Raw genomic sequence first — 19,690 nt, 5'->3', positions numbered from 1 at the left:
ATTGGATACAATCAAGCAAACTCATTCAGCCAGAACAGGCATTTCTCTTGCCATAGGCCATTCGTTGGATACGGTCGTCTTGAAACAGCGAGACGTCATGCACAGCGAAACCATCACCGTCCGGGACACCACCAAACAAGCTGCGGGCCTTCCCGGCTTGCGCGGCACGGATCATATCGGCTTCACCGTTCCCGATCTCGATCAAGCCGTCCACTTCTTCGTCGAGATCATCGGCTGCGAGGCTTTTTATGAGCTCGGGCCTTTCCAGTCCGACACGGATTGGATGCAAACCCATCTGAACGTTCATCCGCGCACGCTCATGAAACGGCTCAAATTCCTGCGCTGCCGGCATGGTTCCAACTTCGAGATCTTCGAATACACGGCTCCCGACCAGAACAGCACTCCGCCCAGCAACAGCGATGTCGGTGGGCATCATCTGGCCTTCTATGTCGACGACATCAACGAAGCCGTCGCCTATCTCAAATCGCGGGGCGTGCGCGTGCTGGGCGAACCCACGGTGCGCACCCGGGGGCCGAGCGCCGGACAGAGCTGGGTCTATTTTCTGAGCCCCTGGGGCATGCAGCTCGAACTGGTCTCGTTTCCCGCCGGCAAGGCCTATGAGCGCGACACCGAACGGCGGCTCTGGCACCCGGCCAACCCTAAGCTGTGAGCGGCGAGCCGGTGCCGATTTCCACCGGCGCGCCGATGTCCTAACATCTTCGCCGGAAGCATCATGATACGGGGAATGCGAAATATGGCAGGCAAAGCGCCGAGCGGAGCGGATGGCAACGGCGCCGCCCTCGCCAGCGGCCGGGTCACCGACGCGCTGCGCGATGCCATCCTGTCCGGCCGCTTGCGGCCGGGAAGCCGCGTTCGACAGGAGGAGCTCGCCGAGGAATTCGGCATCAGCCGCATCCCGGTGCGCGAGGCGCTGCGGCAGCTGGAGAGCGAGGGGCTGGTCATCCTCGTGCCCAACAGCGGCGCTTGGATCTCCAAGCTCGACCGCGCCGAATGCATCGAGATCTACAAGATCCGCGAGCGGCTGGAGCCGCTGGCGCTTTCCGAAAGCAGCGCCAACCTGAGCCCGGCAACCCTGGTGCGTCTCGAAGACCTCGTCTCCCGCATCGAGTCTGTCGACAGCATCGACGAATTCCTGCAGCTCGACCGCGAATTTCATCTCCTGAGCTATGAGGGCGCGCGCATGCCCCAGCTCGTCCAGATGATCCACAAATTCTGGAACACCACCCAGCAATACCGCCGCGCTTTCGCCGCCTCGGTCGGCAAGGCCGGCATGGCGGCGGTGCATCACGAGCACCGGCTGATCCTCGAAGCGCTGATGCGACGCGACGGCGAGCAGGCCGGCCTCATCCTCTACGGCCATATCCGCCGCACCCGCCTGCAGCTCGAGCAGCATAACGAGATGTTTGCCTAGCCTGAATCAGCATTAGGCTAGAACCCCGCCTGGCTGATGAACTTGGTGACGAGATAGGCCTCGAGCGCCTCGGAGCCGCCTTCGGAACCATAGCCGCTATCCTTCACACCGCCGAAGGGCACTTCCGGCAACGCCAGGCCAAGGTGATTCATCGTCAGCATGCCGGTCTCGATCTCCGCGCCGAGCTCGGTCGCCGTCTTCAGGGAGCCCGTGAAAGCGTAGGCCGCCAGACCGTAGGGCAGCCGGTTTGCCTCAGTCACCACCTCATCGAAAGTCCTGAACGGCATGACCAGCGCCACCGGCCCGAACGGCTCCTCGTTCATGACGCGCATGTCGGGCCTCAGATCGCTGAGCACGGTAGGCTCGAAGAAAGCGCCCTTGTTGCCGATCCGCTGGCCGCCGGTCTCAAGCCTGGCGCCGTCGGCCACCGCTTCGGCAATCATCGCCTCGACCGCCTGCAGCCGCCGCTCGTTGACCAGCGGCCCCATGCGCGTGCCTTCGGCCAGCCCATCGCCAACCTTCACCGCGCGAGCATGATCGACGAGCTTTTCAATGAACGGTCCATAGGATTTTTCCTGGACGAGGAAGCGCGTCGGCGACACGCAAACCTGGCCGCCATTGCGGAATTTCGCGGTTGCCAGGAGGCTCGCCGCATTGTCGAGGTCGGCGTCGTCGAAGACGATCGCCGGTGCGTGGCCACCGAGTTCCATGGTCGCGCGTTTCATATGCCGGCCGGCGAGCGCGGCGAGCTGCTTGCCGACCGGAACCGACCCGGTAAACGACACTTTGCGGATCACCGGATGCGGGATCAGGTAACCCGAAATCTCCGGCGGATTGCCATAGACGAGGTTGAGCACGCCGTCGGGAAGCCCGGCATCCTTGAAGACATCGGCAAGGCATGCAGGCGAAGCCGGCGTCTCTTCCGGCGGCTTGACGATGATCGAGCATCCGGTGGCAAGCGCCGCGCCGATCTTGCGGATCGTCTGTGACACGGGAAAATTCCATGGCGTAAACGCTGCGACCGGCCCAACCGGTTCGCGCAGCACCATCTGATGCACATTGCTCACCCGCGCCGGCACGATGCGGCCATAGGTGCGGCGCCCCTCTTCCGCGAACCAGTCGAGCAGGTCGGCCGACAGCAGCACCTCGGTCATGGCTTCCGCCAGCGGCTTGCCCTGTTCGAGGCTAAGCAGGCCGGCGATCCGGCTGGCGCGTTCGCGCATCAGCCGCGCCGCCTCGCGGATCACCTTGCCGCGCTCGAAGGCCGACACCTTGCGCCAGACCTTGAAGCCGCGCTCGGCGGCAGCGAGCGCACGGTCGAGATCGGCGGTGCTTGCCATCGCGACCGAGCCGATGACTTCATCGGTCGCCGGGTTACGGACCTCAAGCGTCCTGCCGCCGCTTGCCGGGCCCCATTGGCCGTCGATGAAAAGCCCGACTTCGGGATACACGGTTCTGTCCTGTCTGATGCTGATGGTCATGGCGGCAAATCTCAGAGTGAGAGGTTCTTCTTGGTGTCTTCGATGGCGAGCGCGAGCGCGCGGACAAGTTCGTCGATCTGGTCCGGCTCGATGATGTAAGGCGGGCAGAGTGCCAGCACGTCGCCCATATTGCGCAGGATGATGCCGCGCTGGCGACAGGCGCGCTCGACCTGCGCGCCGATCCTCGCTTCGGCCGGGAAGCTTTGCTTCGTGCGCCGGTCGGCAACCAGCTCGATCCCGGCCAGCAGGCCGATGCCGCGCACCTCGCCGACCATCGGGTGATCGCCAAGCGCATCGCGAAGCCCGGTCAGCAGTTGCGGTCCAAGCGTCCGCGCGCGGCCGACGACGTCGATCTCGTGATAGATGCGCAGTGCCTCGGCAGCGACGGCCGAGGCAACCGGGTGGCCCGAATAGGTGAAGCCGTGGCCGAACACGCCGTTGCCGTGGGCCTCGTCGGCGATCGCCTGGTAGACCGCATCCGAGACGACGACAGCGGCGATCGGCAGATAGCCGGAGGAGAGGCCCTTGGCGACGGAGAACATGTCGGGCGCGAAGTCGAAGGTCTGGCTGCCGAACCAGTTGCCGGTGCGGCCGAAGCCGCAGACGACCTCGTCGGCCAGAAGCGGATTTCGTATCTGTCGAGCAGCTCGCGCAGCTTGGCGAAATAGCCTTGCGGCGGCACGATCACGCCGCCCGCCCCCATCACCGGCTCGGCGATCATGGCGGCGATCGTGTCGGGGCCGGTCGCCAGGATAATCGCCTCCAGCTCGTCGATAAGCCGGCCGGCATAATCCGTCTCGCTCTCGCCGTCCCGCGCTTCACGGTAGAAATGCGGCTTGGCGGCATAAAGCACATCGTCGACATTCATGCCGAAGGAGCGGTGCATATGTGGCAGGCCGCTCAGCACCGCGCCCATCACCGTGCTGCCATGGAAGGCGCCGTTGCGGCTGATGATGCGGCGCTTTTCCGGCTTGCCGTGCGCAGCCTGATGATACCAGGCGAGCTTGACCATGGTATCGTTGGCTTCGGAGCCGGAATTGGCGAGGAATATCCTGCCGTCCGGAATTGGTGAGACCGCCGCGAGCTGCTCGATCAGGTCGATGCAGGGCTCGTTCGAGCGATGGTTGAACGTATGATAATTGGCGAGCTTGGCGAACTGCGCGGCAGCAGCTGCCGCCAGCCTTTGATCATTGAAGCCGAGCGACGCCGTCCACAAGCCGGCCATGCCTTCGATGTAGCGATTGCCGGCATCGTCGACGACATACACGCCGTCGCCGCTGGAGATGATCAGCGGGCCGTCCTGCTCGTGCAGCCGCGGATCGGTCTGCGAATGCAGGTGCAGGCTCATATCGATGGCTCTAGCGGAATTGTGGGGCATGTCCTGTTCCCAAGGCAGACGATTGTTGTTGCGGGTCAAGTCAATATCTTATAACTTATAAGATGTCGAGAGTGAGACAACGGAAACCGGAGGAGATTGAGCATGGCGTCTTCAGGCGCGAGCCGATGGCCGAGCAACAGCAGCGGTGGCGGGATATCGGACGAGCAGGCAGCACTTTTGCGCGAACGCGCGCGCTTCGTGCGGCTGGAAACGGTCCGCCTGATCTCGATCGCCAAGGTCGGCCATTACTCATCCGTCTTTTCCTGCGCCGAGATTTTCGCCACGCTCTATTACGACACGATGCGCATCCGTCGCGGCGAGCCGAACTGGGCGGAGCGCGACCGCTTCCTGATGGGCAAGGGCCACGCCGCCGTCGGCCAGTTCCCCATCCTCGCCGATCTCGATTTCTTCGACCGCTCCTGGCTCGACGACTACACCCGCCTCGGCAGCCCGCTCGGCGACCACCCTGATATGCGCAAGGTGCCGGGCGTCGATTTCAGCTCCGGCTCGATCGGCCATGCTTTGTCCAACGGCGTCGGCATGGCGCTCGGCGGCCGCTTCCAGAAGCAGGATTTCAACGTTTTCGTCCTGCTCGGCGACGGCGAGATGCAGGAAGGCCAGGTGTGGGAGGCAGCCATCAGCGGCGCCACGCATCGCTTGAGCAAACTCGTCGCCATCATAGACCGCAACGGCTATCAGCTCGACGGCAAGGTCGACGATGTCGCGGCGGTCGAGCCGCTGGACGAGAAATGGCGCGCCTTCGGCTGGGAGGTGCACGAGGTCGACGGCCACGATGTCGTGGCGCTCGCCAATTTGCTGCGCAAGGTCAAGGCCGACAGCAACCGTGAAAAGCCATGCTGCATCATCGCCAGGACACTCAAGGGCAAAGGCGTCGACTACATGGAAACCGAACCCGGCTGGCATCTCGGTTATCTCGCGCCGGAAGACGAAGAACGCGCTCGCGACATGATCCTTGAAGGTGCCAAATGAGCGCAGCCTTGCACCCTGACAGCTGGCAGTATCGCGAGCTCAACAAGCGCGCGCCCTCGCTTGCCACCTTGGCCGACACGCTGATCGAGCTCGCCGAAGCCGGCCACCCGGTCGTCGCCGGCACCGCCGACCTGCAGCATTCCAATGGCCTCGTCGGCTTTGCCCGGCGCTTTCCGGAGCGCTTCACGCAGTTCGGCATTTCCGAGCAGAACATGGTCTCGGCCGCTGCCGGTATGGCGACGACGGGTGTGATGCCCTATGTCGCGACCTTCGCCTCTTTCCTGGCGCTGCTCTGCTGCGAGCAGATCCGCATGGATGTCGCCTATTGCGCGCAGCCGGTCCGCCTTATCGGTCACCATACCGGCATCTCGCTCGGTTTCTACGGCACCTCGCACCACGCGACCGAAGATATCGCCATCATGCGCTCGATCGCGGACCTGACGGTCGTCTCGACGGCGGACGGCCCGCAATTCGCGGCGGCGCTGCGCGCTTCCGTCCATCATCCGCAGCCGATCTATTTCCGCATCTCGCGCGGCCACGATCCGGTTGTCTACGCCGATGACGCGCCGTTCGAGTTCGGCAAGGCGGTGATCCACGGCATCGGCAACGATCTCACCATCATCGCCTGCGGCATGGCGGTCAATTCGGCCAAGCTGGCGATGGAGGCGTTGAACGGCAAGGGCCATTCCGTCGGCCTGATCGACATGCACACGATCAAGCCGCTAGATCGTGAAGCGGTGATGCAGGCGACGCGCAAGTCGCGCATCGTCCTGACGGTGGAGGAACACAACATCCTCGGCGGCCTCGGCGGCGCCGTCGCCGAAGTGATGGCCGAGGAAGGCGGCGGCGCGCGTCTCGTGCGCCACGGCATCAAGGACGAGTACAGCCTGATCGCGCCGCCGACTCATCTCTATCGCCATTACAAGCTCGATGCCGCCGGCGTCGAAAGCGTCGCCCAGTCGCTGCTCGCCTGAACAGCCGGCTGACCAATACAGTGAGGGAAAAGCGTCAGAGCAATTTCAGGAAAAGTGTGAGCGGTTTTCCGTTCGGAATTGCTTTAAAACAAAGGGATAGAGCGTTTCGCCGTTTCCGTGAAACGGCAAAACGATCTATTGATTATATCTTGTAGAATCACCGCCGGCACGAGGAGACCTTTGCCGTGAACATCCAGCCGCTCGAACAGGGCAATCTTTCCGTGCGCGCCTATGTGGCGCTTCGCGAAGGCTTGATCGCGGGGCAGTTCCGGCCAGGCCAGCGCCTGGTGATGCAGGATCTTGCCGACCAGCTCGGCACCAGCGTCACCCCTGCCCGCGAAGCCTGTCTGCGGCTGGTTAGCGAGCGCGGCCTGGAGCTGCGCTCGGGCCGCTTCGTCACCGTGCCGGCGCTGACGCTCGCCCGCTACATGGAGGTCCGCACCATCAGGCTCTCGCTCGAGGGTCTCGCTGCCGGGCTTGCCGCGCAAAACGCCACCAAGGAAGACATCGACGGGCTTACCGCCATCCAGAAAGTGTTCGAGAAGGCGGATCGCGCCGGTGATCCGGAACTCTCCTTCCGTTACAACCGCGACTTCCACTTCACCGTCTACCGGCTCTCCGGCATGGAAATGCTGGTCGCTCATATCGAGAGCCTGTGGGTGTCGATGGGGCCAATGCTCACCGTCTTCTTCAAGGAAGGTGAGCACAAATATGTCGGCGCCGCCGAGCATCTGACGGTGATCGAAGGCCTGCGCGAAAAGAATTCGGAAAAGGCCCGCGCCGCCATGGAGCAGGACCTCATCCTAGGCGGCGAGGATTTCCTGCGCTTCCTGCAAGCCCATGAAGGCTTCGTCGCGTCCTGAGGCGCGGGAAGGTCGTCAGCGCTTACAGCCGCGCCACCGCTGCGAGTGCCTCATCGGTCACCATCAGCGCCTGGTCGATATCGGCTTCGCGGTGGGCAGCCGACAGAAATAGCGTGTGCGATGGATGCAGGTAGACGCCTCGTGCAAGCGCCTCCAGGCAAAACACGTCACCGAGCCTGCGATCCGCATCGTTGTCGAACAACAGCACCGGCATCTGCACCGGCCCGCTCTGCCGCAACGGCACGCCATGTTTGGCGGCTTGCGCTTCGAGACCGTCGCGAAAGCGCTGACCCATGGCGCGCATATGCGCCACGCCATCGACCGACTGCAGCTTGCGGATGGTGGCGATCGACGACGCCATCGACACCGCGGCCGTCCAGAAGGAGCCGGTCGTGAAGATGCGGGTTGCTCCGTCGCGGAAGCGGTCATTGCCGGTCACCGCCGCCAGCGCATGACCGTTGGCGATCGCCTTGCTCCAGGCGGCGAGATCCGGCCGCACGCCGACAACCTCCCAACTGCCGCCCATATCCAGCCGGAAGCCGGCGCGCACATCGTCGACGATCAACGCCGCATCGGCGGTGTCGGCCAGCGCCCGGGCGCTTTGCGCGAACGCCACGGTCGGCAGTTCATGTGATTTGCCGAGATCGTGCTTGAACGCCGATACCAGTATGGCCGCCAGGTCGCCCTTGCATTGCTCAACCGCGGCTTCGAGACTCCGGACATCGTTGTAGTCGTAATAGACCAGATGCGCGCGGTCTTCTTCGGTGACGCCGGCAACCGACGGTGAGCACCATGGAATGGCGCCGTGATAGGCGCCGCGCGCCACCAGAATCTTGCGCCGCCCGGTGCCGGCGCGGGCAATGGTCAGGCAGGCGGTCGTGGCATCGGTGCCGTTCTTGGAAAACATCGCCCAGTCGGCATGCGACACGGTCTCGACCATCAGCTCCGCCAACTCGACGAGCCGCTCGCTCGGGCCGTTCATCGCATCGCCAAGCGCCCGCTGCTTCGCGGCAGCCGCCTCGACATCGACATCATTGTAGCCGAGGATCATCGGCCCCCAGCCGCAGATGAAGTCGATATAGTCGCGCCCGTCCGCATCCCAGGTGCGGCACCCTTCCGCACGCGAGAAATATTGCGGATAGCCGGCTGGCAGGCGCGGCGCGTTCTGATGCCCCCACATGCCGCCGGGGATGACGCGCGCCGCCCTGGCGCGCAAGGCGCCATCAAAATTCGTCGAAGGAAGGTCCATCAAAAATACCCCGCCGCGCGCATCGTGCATCGACGCGTCAAGACTGCTTTTCAGCGTTCGATATATCATGTATCTTCTGGAGACAATAGCTCAAGCCCCCGGAGACGACATGCAGCCCATCATCGGCATAATTGCCGACGACCTGACCGGCGGCATGGAAACGGCTGCAATGCTGGTGGCGTTGGGCGTCGACTGCGGCTTCGTGACCAAGCCCGCTTTGGTGCGGCATTTCGCTGGCTCGCCGGCCATCGTCGTCGCGCAGAAGACCCGGGTGGTCGCGGCGGCCGAAGCCGTCCGCAAGTCGGAGGATGCGACGCAGCGGCTGCTCGACATCGGCGTCAGGCGGCTGTTCTTCAAATATTGCGCCACCTTCGATTCGACCGATGACGGCAATATCGGACCGGTGGCCGATGCTCTGCTCGTGCTGATGCGCGCCACCCACACCGGCTTCTGCCCGAGTTCCGGCGATCTCGCGCGCAGCGTCTTCCAGGGTCATCTCTTCGTCGGCGAGCAGCTCGTCTCGGAATCGCCGAAGCGCTTCGACCCGCTGACACCGATGACCGATCCGAATCTCGTGGGCGTGCTGCAGCGGCAGTCGCAACTTCCCGTCGGCCTGTTGCCGCACGATCTCGTGCGAGCCGAGCCCGCCGCCCGCCGCGCCTATGTCGACCACTTGGTCGCGCAAGGCATCCGCCATATCATCATGGACGCGATCTACCCGCAGGACCTCGCCGCCATTGCGGCGCTCACCGTGGACTGGCCGCTGATGACCGGCAACGCGCCGGTCATCCGCCATTACCCGGCGCTCTGGCGCGAGCGCGGCTGGCTCGACGACCCGCCGCCGAAGCGGCCGCTGCCGGCGGTGGAAAGCCCGGGCGTGGTGCTGGCCGGCAGTTGCGCGGAACGGACGCTGGAACAGTTGGCCGTCTTCGAGCAGACGCGGCCGGTGCATCGGATCGACATCGCTACCGCCGAGAGCGTGCCCGTGGCGGTCGGCGCAGCACTCGACTGGGCAGGAAAACATCTGGGCGACGGCCCGGTCTCGATCGCTACCTCTGCGCATCCGGAACAGGTCGGCGCCGCCCAGGCCAGATTCGGCCGCGACGGCGCGGCCGCTTTCGCAGAAGCCGTTCTCGGCCGGCTTGCCGTCGAGCTGCGTCAGCGCGGCGTGCGGCGTTTCCTTGTCGCCGGCGGCGAAACGTCGGGGACGGTTGTGGAACAGCTCGGCATCGATCGGCTGCGCATCGGCGCCTATCAGGGTCCCGGCATCGCTCGTGCGACGACGGAGGAAGGCGAAGTCGTTGCGCTCAGCCTAAAATCGGGAAAGCTCGGGCCGCCCGACATGTTCTTGCCGACCCTTGAATCCATGCGACATCCGGAGCACTGAGCTTATGGACCAAGACACACCGCGCCATATGATCGTCGATATTGTGCGGCGCCTGCAGGAGATGGGCTTCAACCACGGCAACAGCGGCAATGTCAGCTGCCGGATATCCGGCGGCATGCTGATCACACCGACCGGCGCCAACAGCGTCAACCTGACGCCGTCGCGGCTCGTCCACGTCAAATCCAATGGCGACCCGATTGGCGGCGTACCGTCCAGCGAATGGCACATGCACGCGGCGATCCTACGTGCCTATCCCGCGGCCAATGCCGTGATCCACACCCATGCCGACGCCTGCGTGGCGCTGTCCTGCCTGCGCAAGCCGCTTCCCTCTTTCCACTACATGGTGGCGGCCTTCGGCGGTAGCGATGTGCGCTGCGCCCGCTACGCCACTTTCGCGACGGCCGATCTTGGCAGGGCGGCGGTCGAGGCGCTCGAGGACCGCACCGCTTGCCTGCTCGCCAATCACGGCATGATCGCGATCGGCAAGACGCTCGAGGCCGCCTTCCAGACCACGGTGAAACTGGAGACGCTGGCGCGCCAGTACCTAATGGGGCTGCAGGTCGGCGAGCCGGTTTTGCTGCCGGAGGAGGAAATGGCACGGGTCGGCAAGCGATACGGCAATTACGGAAGGGGTTTGTTGCCCGGCTAGGACAGGGCAATTTCAGGAAAATGCGAAACAGCTTTCCATCCGAAATTGCACTAAAACAGGAGATAGTGCGGTTTGTCGTTTCCGTGAAACGTTGAAACGCTCTGGCAAGAATAAGCTGGTCTCAAACGTTGTTGTTATGAACCGGATTTTTCGAACCGGGCCGGCCGCGATCTGGACAGGCCTGGAACCGTGTGATCTTGAGGATCGGATGCAACGCACGAGCCCGCTGAAAAATGCAGAACCTGCCTGAGATCCAGGCGACGAGCCTGTCCTCGCAGATTTACTTGCGTCTGCGCCAGGAACTGATGTCGGCCCGGCTCCGTCCCGGCGACCGGCTGAAGATTCGCGACCTCGCCCAGCAGCTCGGCACCAGCGAGACGCCGGTGCGCGAAGCCCTGTTCCAGCTCGTCAAGGACGGCGCGCTGGAAATGAAGCCGGGCTACTATATCCGCGTGCGCCGGATCAGCCTGACCGAGTATCTGGAGCTTCGCGACATAAGGCTCGTGCTCGAGCCCTACGCGGCGGCGAAGGCGCTGCCCAACATCGACGAGGCATTCCTAAAAACGCTCGAGGACATCCACGACAAGCTGGTCGAGGCCGAGCGCACAAAGGACTATCCGGCCGCGCTGCAGTACAATTACGATTTCCATTTCGCGGTTCACCGCAAGTCCGGCATGCCGCATCTGATCGAAATGATCGAGCGCCTGTGGATCCAGGCCGGTCCTTTGCTCAGCCTGCTCTACCCGCACGGACATCCGACCTATGAAGGCCGGCACCAGCACCTCAATGTGATCGCCGCCTTGCGCGCCAGGGACGAGGCGGCGCTGCGCCGTGCCTTCGAGCAGGACCTGATCGAGGGCGGGCGCAAGTTCATCGAGCACCTTGCCGAGATCGAGAGCAAGGAAGCGGCCGAAGACGAGCCATCGCGGCGGTCGCGCCGCTAAGCAATCGAGCAAAAGTGAGTGGCTCGGCTCGTCGCCTTCGCCTGAGTCTTTTCGCCCGGAATTGCGCCAACACAACGGCTGGCGCAACCTATCCATCGGAGCGTCCCGCAACGCGTGCGTCCCGTATTCCGTGAGGTTCTGGCGTCACTCGGACACGGTTTGAGACGCGCTTGCGACCTCAACATATATGATATATTCTATTTTTCGGAGACCAAGAACAAGGGGAGAGAACAGTGACGTTTCGTATTGGGATTCTGGGAGTTGCGCTCGGCCTGCTGATGGGCGGCGTCTCCTTCGCGGCGTTCGCAGACGACGCTCCCACCTTTGTTTATGCCGATGCCGGCGAACCGAGCACGATCGACCCGGCCAAGGCCAATGTGAACTGGGAATTCACGGTCACCCGCAACATCTACGACCGCCTGGTCGACTTCGATCTCGACGACCCTTCCAAACTGTTGCCGGCGCTGGCGACGGAATGGAAGCAGGACGGCAAGGACTGGACCTTCAAGCTGCGCGACGGCGTCACTTTCCATGACGGCACCGCCTTCGACGCCAACGACGTCAAGGCGACGCTCGACCGGCTGCTGAAGATCGGCCAGGGCCAATCCTATCTGGTCGACGACATCGCCAGCGTCACCGTGGTCGATCCCAAGACCGTCAAGATCGAGACCAAGGCGCCGACGGTGTTCCTGGCCTCCAACCTCAGCCGCATCGAGATGCTGTCGGACGAGGACATCGCCAAGCACAAGGACGATCTCGGCCAGGCCTGGTTCAATGAGAACGCCAACGGCACCGGCCCGTATGAGTTCGTGTCGTGGACGCGCGGTACCCAGATCGAATTGAAGCGCAACGACAAATGGTGGGGCAAATTCCCCGACAAGCCGTTCGACCGCGTGCTCGACCGCTTCGTCACCGACGGCGCCAACCGCGCCCGCGGCCTGGAAGGCGGCGAGTTCGATCTCGCCAACTTCGTGCCGCTCGACGAAGCGCTGCGCATCGGCACCAGCAGCGGCTTCCATCTGGTCGAAGGCAACAATCTGTGGGCCTGGCCGGCGATCTATCTCAACATGGATCTCGCCCCCACCAACAACAAGGATTTCCGCGAGGCGCTGGTCAAGGCGTTCGACTACAACGCCATGGTGCAGTCCTTCCAGGGCAAGGCGGAGGTCGGCCGCGGCCCGGTCCCGTCCTGGTTCCCGGGCAGCCCGGAGAAGGAAGAGGTGGAAATCAAGACCGACCTCGACGCGGCCAAGGCAGCACTCGCCAAGTCCGGCCTCGCCAATGCCAAGATGAAGTGCTCGGTGCCGGCCGGCTTCCCGGAATTCCGCTTCGCCGCGACCGTGCTGCAGTCGTCGGCGCAGCAGCTCGGCGTCACCGTAGAGATCGAGGAGCAGCCCTTCGTCGAGGCGATCACCGCCATCAAGTCCGACAAGAGCAATTGCTTCGTGCTCGGCAACGCCAATCTCAGCCCGTCGGACGCCACCAAGTTCTTTGCGGCGCATTACCTGAAGGGCGGCTTCTACAATTCCGGCAAGTTCTTCGACCAGACGCTGCAGGATCTGGTCGCCAAGCTGCCGACGATCTCCGATGCCACCGAGCGCGGCAAGCTGCTCAAGCAGGCGGCCGACATCGTGGTCGATTCCCACTACATCATCTGGACGGCGCGGCCGAAAACCGTGGTGCCGGAACCCGACCGCATCGGCGGCTATCGCATCGACCCGGCCGAGTACATCAACGCCCGCTTCTGGGAAATGCACTCGAAGTAGCGGCAACGGAGCGGGTATGCGGACGACACGGTTGTGATCGGCTTTCTCTTCAAGCGTCTGGTCTGGGGTCTTCTGGTCCTTGTCGCCGTGGCGGTCATAACCTTCTTCCTCAGCCGTGTCGTTCCGGCGGACCCGGCTGCCTTCCTGGCCGGCCAGAACGCGTCCGAGGAGACCGTGCAGCGCATCCGCGTCGAGCACGGTCTCGATCGCCCGCTGCCGGAACAATTCGCCTCCTACATGATCGGCCTCGCCAAGGGTGACCTCGGCGAATCCATCCGCACGCGGCGCAGCGTCAGCACCGATCTCGCGCAATACCTGCCGGCGACGCTGGAATTGCTGGTCGTCAGCTTCGTCTTCTACTTGGCGATCAGCTTCTCGCTGGCGGTGCTCGCCGCCCGCCACCCCGGCGGCGCGGTCGACGGCGCGATCCGCCTGATTACCATGATCGGCACCGGCATTCCGGTGTTCTGGCTCGGCATGACGCTGCAATTCTTCTTCTTCTACAAGCTGCACTGGCTGCCGCTCGGTTCGCGCTTTCCAATCCGCGAGACCGCGCCGCCGCTCGTGACCGGCTTCATGCTCGTCGATTCGCTGCTTGCCGGCAGCCCGTCGGCTTTCCTCGCCAGCCTGAAACACCTCGCTCTGCCGGCGGCCACCATCGTCATCAACCTGCTTGCGGTCGGTACCCGCATGTCGCGTGCCGCCCTCATCCAGGAACAGAGCCGGCTCTATGTGCGCACGGCGCGCGGCAAGGGCCTGTCGCCGCGCCGCATCATGTTCAAGCACATCTTGCGCAATGCGCTGTCGCCGATCCTGACCGCAACCACCATGCAGTTCGGCTACATGATCAGCTGGGTGATCCTTGTCGAGGTCATCTTCGACTGGCCGGGCATCGGCCTCTACGCCTACCAGTCGTTCCAGGTCTTCGACTATTCCCCGGTGATCGCGCTGGCGATTGTGTCGACCGCCGGCTTCGTCATCATCAACTTGGTGATGGACCTGCTTTATCCGGTGATCGATCCGCGCGTGCAGAGTGTCGGCTCATGAGCGTTTCCTCGCAGACGGCGCGCCGCGCGCTCAAAAGGCCGAAGGGGCTCTTGCTGCCGCTTGCCCTGCTGGTGGTTGCCATCCTTGCCGCTTTCGTGCTGCTGCCCGGTCTGATCGCGCCGCACGATCCGATCGCGCTCGCCATGGCCGACCGACTGAAGCCACCCAGCCTGACGCATATCTTCGGCACCGACGAGGGCGGTCGCGATGTCTTCTCGCGCATCGTGTACGGCACCCGCTATTCGCTGGGCGTGGCCATCGTCATCGTCTTTGCCTCCGCTCTGTTCGGTGTCGTCTACGGCGCCGTGTCCGGCATGGCGAGCCGTGGCATCGACAATCTGATGATGCGCATCGTCGACCTGTTCTTCGGCTTCCCGGCGCTGGTTCTGGCGCTTGCCGTCGCCGCCTCGATCGGCCGTGGCCTCGACAGCGTGGCGCTGTCGCTCGCCATCATCTGGTGGCCGGGCTATGCGCGTCTCGTGCGTGGCGAGGTGCTGCGCCTGCGCGAGCGGCCGCATGTCGAGGCCGCGCGGGCATTGGGCGTATCGGAAATCACGATCCTGCGCCGCCACATCATCTCCTTCGTCATCCAGGAAGTGAATGTGCGCGTCACCACCGACATCGGCTATGCACTGGTCGCCGTCACCGCACTGTCCTTCCTTGGCCTCGGCGCCAATTCGCCGACGCCGGAATGGGGCCTGCTCATCCGCGACTCGCGCTCCTATTTCGGTTCGGCCTGGTGGTATCTGGTCTTCCCCGGCACCATGATCATGCTTACCGCCACCGCCTTCTCGCTGATCGGCGACGCGCTCGCCGCGAGGCGGGCCGCATGATCCTCTCCGTGCGCGACTTTTCCATTGGGTTCCAGCGCGAAGGCGAAAGCCTTGTTGCGGTCGACGGCGTCTCCTTCGACGTCGAGGAGGGCGAGACCTTCGTCATCATCGGTGAGTCCGGTTCGGGCAAGTCGCTCACAGGCATGTCGGTCGCCGGCCTGCAGCCGCCGACCGCCTTCGTCTCCGGCTCGATCCGCTTCAAGGACCGCGAGATGCTGAGGCGGCCCGATGCCGAGTTGCGCAAAATGCGCGGCCCCGAGATCGGGCTGATCTACCAGGACCCGCTGAGCTCGCTGAACCCGGTCTGGCCGGTCGGCGATCAGATCGCCGAGACGCTGACCGCGCATGGCCTCGCCGATCGGGCCGAGGCAAGAAAGCGCGCCATCGAGATGCTGGAGCGCGTTCGCATTCCCGATCCGCATCGCGTCGCCGCCGCCTATCCGCATGAAATCAGCGGCGGCATGCGCCAGCGCGCCATGATCGCGATGGCGCTGGCCGCCGGGCCGAGCCTGCTGATCGCCGATGAGCCGACCACCGCGCTCGATGTCACCATCAAGGCGCAGATGCTGGAACTGCTCGCCGAGCTGAAACGCGAGATGGCGCTGACGATTGTCCTGATCACACACGACATGGGCGTTGTCGCCGAAGTCGCCGACCGCATCCTGGTGCTCTATGCCGGCCGCATCGCCGAGATAGGTCCGGCCGATGCCATCATGCTGCAGCCCTCGCATCCCTACACCGCGGCGCTGATGACCAGCGCCATGATCTCGCAGACGCCGGCCAAGCAGGATCTCAACGCCATCGTCGGCGGCGCGCCCGGACTGGGCTCCTTTCCGGCCGGCTGCCGCTTCCATCCGCGCTGTCCCCGCGCGCAGCATGATTGCCTCAGCGTCGAGCCGCCGCGGCGCAAATTCGGCACCGTCGAACTCGCCTGCCATTATCCCATCGAGGCAGCAATGCCTCTTGAAATCGCGAGGGGCTGACCATGGCGCTTCTCGAACTCGATGCCGTCTCAAAAACCTTCTCGCAACGCCGCAGCGGCCGTGCCGTACAAGCGGTGGCCGGTGTTTCGCTCACCGTTGGGAAGGGAGAGACGTTGGGGCTGGTGGGCGAGAGTGGATGCGGTAAGTCCACTCTCGCCCGGCTGGCGCTCAAGCTGGTCGATGTCACAGGCGGACGTATCCGCTTCGATGGCACGGATGTGACCGACTACGGCAGCCGGCGCATGCTTCCCATCCGCCGCCGCCTGCAGGCCGTGTTCCAGGATCCGCTCGCCTCGCTCAACGCACGCATGACGATCGCCGAAATCATGCGCGAGCCGTTCGACACGCATGGCGTCAGGCTGGACAGCGGGCTCGAGGCCCGCATCCGCGAGTTGCTGTCCTTCGTCGGCCTGGAGAACATCGACATTCAGAAACTGCCGGGGCAGTTCTCCGGCGGGCAGTTGCAGCGCGTCGCGATTGCGCGCGCACTGGCGCTCGAACCCGAGATCATCGTCGCCGACGAGCCGACCTCGGCGCTCGATCCGTCGATCCAGGCGCAGATCGTCAACCTGATGCTGCAGATCCAGCGCAAGCGCGGCATCTCGTATTTGATCATCTCGCATGACCTCGACGTCATCGGCCATGTCGCCGACCGTATCGCGGTGATGTATCTCGGCACCATCATCGAACAGGGCGCGGCTGCCGAGATCATGGAGCGGCCGTTGCATCCCTACACGCAGGCGCTGCTGTCGGCGGCGCCGACGCTGGCCGCGCGCCGGCAGATCGGCTGGAAGCGCATCATGCTCACCGGCGATCCGCCCAACCCGGCCAACGTGCCGTCGGGCTGCCGGTTCCATCCGCGCTGCCACCTGGCGCGTGACATCTGCCGGACAGATGTGCCGCCGCTGCGCGCCATGCCCGACTCCAGCCGGATGGTCGCCTGCCATCTTGCCCCCGACGTAACGGGACAGGCGGGTGCGGATGTCGGGCGCGCCCGGCGCGGCCTGGCGCCTGCAAACTAGACTTCGGAGGAGGAATGATGAAACGGTCGAAGGAACTCCATGTGACGGGCCTCGGGTTTCCGGAAGGACCAGTGGCGCTTCCGGACGGCTCGATCGCCTTCGTCGACCTGCTGCATGCCAAGGTGCGCATCTTCAAGGACGGCGCGGTGCGCGAGTTGGCCACGCTTCCCGGCGCGCCGAACGGCATGCGGCTCGGCCCCGACGGCGCGCTCTACATCTGCAACAATGGCGGGCTTGCGCCGCAAACGCTGGAGACTTTGCATTTCGCCGAACCAATGATCACCGGCGGTATCCAGCGCCTGCAGCTCGACGGGCAGTGGGAGACCTTTGCCGACCAGCTCCCAGGCGCAAAACCGTCGCGGCCGAACGACCTGATCTTCACGCCGCGAGGCGAGATCGTGTTCACCGATCCGCAGAACTGGGAAGTGCTGGGCGCCGACGCCAACACGTATCATGGCGGGCAATTGCTTGCAGCGGGATCCGACCGGAAGGTCCGTGCGCTCGCGCAGATGACCGGCTTTCCCAACGGACTTGTCTTCCATCCGGACGGTTCGCTGATCGTCGGCATTACCATGGAGCATCGCCTGCTGCGTTTCGACTGGGATGGCGGCAGCGTCGGTCAAATGCGCGAATGGGTACGTCTCGACGACCGCTTCAATCCCGACGGCATGGTCTTCCACGAAGGCCTGCTCTACGTGACCGGCAGCACCGGCGACCGTGTCGCGATCCTCGACACCGCCGGACGGCTGGTCGAGACGATCGACTGCGGCGAAGGCAGCGACCCGACCAATTGCTGCGTCCATGACGGCCGGCTGTGGGTGACGCTCGGCCTGCCCGGCCAGCTCGTCTCCTATGCCCTTTGACCAACTGCCTCTCAGACCATTTTTGAACGAATAAGCCCCCTTTGAACGAGTAAACCCATGTCCCATGAAGACGATTTCGTTCCGCCTGAACTTGGCCCTGTCAACATCCGCCCGCGCAAAGCCTGGGCGATGTCGGCCGATGAGCATTGGCACTCCAATCCCTGGTATGAAGCACCGCGCGGCGACCCTGCTTTGCCCGAGATCTACACCTACACGGACGCGATGTCCTACGATCCGGGCGACGAGGTGGTCTTCCATTCCTCCACCACCGCGCCGCATTGGACGCTGGAGATCTATCGCGACGGCTATAGGCCGCAGACCGTCCACAAGGTCGAGCAGATTTCAGGCGTCTTCGCGCCGACGCCGGACGATGCCTATCGCAATGGCTGTGGCTGGCCGGTCAGCCACCGCTGGCGCCTGCCGGCCGACCTGCGCTCGGGCTTCTACCGCGTTGTCTCGACCTGCGCCCGCGCCAATGACGGCAAGTTCGTCCAGCACCATTTCTTCGTCGTGCGTCCGACGGCTGCGACGCGGCGCGCGAAAATCCTGATGATCCTGCCGACCGGCACCTGGACCGCCTACAACGACTTCGGCGGCGCCAACCATTATTTCGGCATCACCGGTGCCGGCAAGGACCAACCCTCGCCGGTGCTGTCGCTCGAGCGGCCATGGACCCGGGGTATTGTCTGGCTGCCGCCCGGCGCGCCGCGCATCTGCGCCGACCCGCTGCCCGAGTTCGGCGATGCGCCGCGCTACCCGATGAAGGAATGGGCCTATGCAAACGGCTTCGGCCAATATTACGCCGCCGCCGGTTGGGCGCAATTCGACCGCCACTTCGTGTTGTGGGCGGAAAAGGAAGGCTACGAACTCGAGATCATCACCCAGACCGATCTCCACTACCGCCCGGAACTACTCGACGCTTACCCCTGCGTGACCATCGTCGGCCATGACGAATACTGGACGCGCGAGATGCGGCTGGCGATTGAAGCCTATATCGAGCGCGGCGGCCGGCTGGCACGCTTCGGCGCCAACTTTCTTTGGCAGATCCGCCTTGAGGACGACGGCAAGCGTCAGGTCTGCCACAAGTTCAACGCCATCAACACCGATCCGGTCGCAGGCACCGACAAGGCGCATCTGCTCTCCACCGCCTGGGAGGACAGACACGTCCGATGGCCTGGCGCTTCGACGGTCGGCGTCAACGGCCTGCATGGGGTCTACGCCTCCTGGGGCGGCTTTGCGCCGCACGGCCAGAAGGGGTTCACCGTCTACCGACCCGAACACTGGGTCTTCGCCCGCACCGGGCTGCATTATGCCGATATCTTCGGCGACAAGGAGCGCATCTTCGCCTATGAGGTCGACGGCCTCGACTACACGTTCCGACACGGCCTGCCCTACCCTGTTCCGGTCGATGGCCAACCGGAGACGATCGAGATCCTCGCCATGGCGCCGGCGGTGCTTGCCGAGGACGAGCCGGACGGCGAAGGCTTCCGTTACTATGTGCGCTCAAGCGATCATGAAGGCCTGGTGAAGTGCGTGGCCGGTGAGGTGACGCCGGAAGGGCTTGCCCGTTACAAATACGGTTCCGGCATGATGGTGCACATGACGCGCGGCAAGGGCGAAGTGCTGACCGCCGCGACCTGCGAATGGGTGATGGGGCTGAAGCGCGGCGACCGCTTCACCGAGCAGATCACCCGCAACGTTCTCGATCGCTTCATTGCGTCGTGAATTGTCCATGGGCCAGATTTTCGAGGTCATTGCGCGGCTAGATTTTGCTTTGTACGGCCCCTGACGTGCCGTAGCCTACTTATGGCAACATGCCCGACAGCCGG

Annotated in this window: 17 protein-coding genes and 1 pseudogene; 15 read left to right on the top strand and 3 right to left on the bottom strand. The window is 64.2% G+C overall.

Translation table 11 applies throughout. The features are described 5' to 3' along the window. The first annotated feature begins 1 nt into the window (after nt 1). Both AB6802_RS10830 and AB6802_RS10825 read left to right on the top strand, forming a co-directional pair. The gene (locus AB6802_RS10830) at nt 2-670 is read left to right on the top strand and encodes a VOC family protein (protein ID WP_371010090.1); all 669 of its coding nucleotides are present in this window, start codon (nt 2-4) and stop codon (nt 668-670) included. 84 nt (nt 671-754) lie between these two features. Next, nucleotides 755-1,432 (top strand): GntR family transcriptional regulator, encoded by a 678-nt coding sequence (locus AB6802_RS10825; protein ID WP_371010089.1) that lies wholly within the window; start codon nt 755-757, stop codon nt 1,430-1,432. Between the two features lie 17 nt (nt 1,433-1,449). Here AB6802_RS10825 and AB6802_RS10820 read toward each other — a convergent pair whose 3' ends face one another. Then, complete coding sequence (locus AB6802_RS10820; RefSeq protein ID WP_371010088.1) at nt 1,450-2,913, bottom strand: NAD-dependent succinate-semialdehyde dehydrogenase; 1,464 nt, start codon at nt 2,911-2,913, stop codon at nt 1,450-1,452. A gap of 11 nt (nt 2,914-2,924) precedes the next feature. Further along, nucleotides 2,925-4,261, bottom strand: a pseudogene (locus tag AB6802_RS10815) (aminotransferase). A 132-nt stretch (nt 4,262-4,393) separates the two neighbouring features. On the opposite strand from AB6802_RS10815, the gene AB6802_RS10810 reads away from it, so the two are divergent. From AB6802_RS10810 to AB6802_RS10800, 3 genes are all read left to right on the top strand, one after another. Then, complete coding sequence (locus AB6802_RS10810) at nt 4,394-5,281, top strand: transketolase (RefSeq protein WP_371010087.1); 888 nt, start codon at nt 4,394-4,396, stop codon at nt 5,279-5,281. Then, nucleotides 5,278-6,255, top strand: coding sequence for a transketolase family protein (locus AB6802_RS10805; RefSeq protein ID WP_371010086.1), 978 nt, complete (start codon nt 5,278-5,280; stop codon nt 6,253-6,255). The genes AB6802_RS10810 and AB6802_RS10805 overlap by 4 nt, the downstream gene beginning before the upstream one ends. A 185-nt stretch (nt 6,256-6,440) precedes the next feature. After that, nucleotides 6,441-7,118 (top strand): GntR family transcriptional regulator, encoded by a 678-nt coding sequence (locus AB6802_RS10800; RefSeq protein ID WP_371010085.1) that lies wholly within the window; start codon nt 6,441-6,443, stop codon nt 7,116-7,118. A 22-nt stretch (nt 7,119-7,140) separates the two neighbouring features. Here AB6802_RS10800 and AB6802_RS10795 read toward each other — a convergent pair whose 3' ends face one another. Then, a complete protein-coding gene (locus AB6802_RS10795; RefSeq protein WP_371010084.1) occupies nt 7,141-8,367 on the bottom strand; it encodes an aminotransferase class III-fold pyridoxal phosphate-dependent enzyme in 1,227 nt (408 codons plus the stop codon). 109 nt (nt 8,368-8,476) lie between these two features. Between AB6802_RS10795 and otnK the strand changes: the two genes are divergently transcribed. The 10 genes from otnK (at nt 8,477) to AB6802_RS10745 (ending at nt 19,586) form a co-directional block, all read left to right on the top strand. Continuing rightward, nucleotides 8,477-9,754, top strand: coding sequence for a 3-oxo-tetronate kinase (otnK, locus tag AB6802_RS10790; protein WP_371010083.1), 1,278 nt, complete (start codon nt 8,477-8,479; stop codon nt 9,752-9,754). Between the two features lie 4 nt (nt 9,755-9,758). Beyond that, entirely contained in the window at nt 9,759-10,403 is a 645-nt protein-coding gene (locus AB6802_RS10785) for a class II aldolase/adducin family protein (RefSeq protein WP_371010082.1), read from the top strand. Between the two features lie 233 nt (nt 10,404-10,636). After that, the gene (locus AB6802_RS10780; protein ID WP_371010081.1) at nt 10,637-11,347 is read left to right on the top strand and encodes a GntR family transcriptional regulator; all 711 of its coding nucleotides are present in this window, start codon (nt 10,637-10,639) and stop codon (nt 11,345-11,347) included. A 278-nt stretch (nt 11,348-11,625) separates the two neighbouring features. After that, nucleotides 11,626-13,113 carry an ABC transporter substrate-binding protein gene (locus AB6802_RS10775; RefSeq protein ID WP_371010461.1) on the top strand — a complete coding sequence of 496 codons (1,488 nt, stop codon included), beginning with the start codon at nt 11,626-11,628 and terminating at the stop codon, nt 13,111-13,113. Between the two features lie 33 nt (nt 13,114-13,146). Further along, entirely contained in the window at nt 13,147-14,160 is a 1,014-nt protein-coding gene (locus tag AB6802_RS10770) for an ABC transporter permease (RefSeq protein WP_371010080.1), read from the top strand. 68 nt (nt 14,161-14,228) lie between these two features. Beyond that, nucleotides 14,229-14,993 (top strand): ABC transporter permease, encoded by a 765-nt coding sequence (locus AB6802_RS10765; protein ID WP_371010460.1) that lies wholly within the window; start codon nt 14,229-14,231, stop codon nt 14,991-14,993. Continuing rightward, complete coding sequence (locus tag AB6802_RS10760; RefSeq protein WP_371010459.1) at nt 14,993-15,976, top strand: ABC transporter ATP-binding protein; 984 nt, start codon at nt 14,993-14,995, stop codon at nt 15,974-15,976. Before AB6802_RS10765 ends, AB6802_RS10760 begins: the two co-directional genes overlap by 1 nt. Then, complete coding sequence (locus AB6802_RS10755; RefSeq protein ID WP_371010458.1) at nt 15,973-16,998, top strand: ABC transporter ATP-binding protein; 1,026 nt, start codon at nt 15,973-15,975, stop codon at nt 16,996-16,998. The genes AB6802_RS10760 and AB6802_RS10755 overlap by 4 nt, the downstream gene beginning before the upstream one ends. Nucleotides 16,999-17,012: 14 nt before the next feature. After that, a complete protein-coding gene (locus AB6802_RS10750; RefSeq protein WP_371010079.1) occupies nt 17,013-17,861 on the top strand; it encodes an SMP-30/gluconolactonase/LRE family protein in 849 nt (282 codons plus the stop codon). Between the two features lie 57 nt (nt 17,862-17,918). Further along, complete coding sequence (locus tag AB6802_RS10745; protein WP_371010078.1) at nt 17,919-19,586, top strand: N,N-dimethylformamidase beta subunit family domain-containing protein; 1,668 nt, start codon at nt 17,919-17,921, stop codon at nt 19,584-19,586. Nucleotides 19,587-19,690: the final 104 nt, after the last annotated feature.

The sequence above is a fragment of the Mesorhizobium sp. RCC_202 genome, assembly GCF_041355295.1.
GTDB lineage: Bacteria > Pseudomonadota > Alphaproteobacteria > Rhizobiales > Rhizobiaceae > Mesorhizobium.
This window is presented reverse-complemented; position numbering and strand designations above follow the sequence as displayed.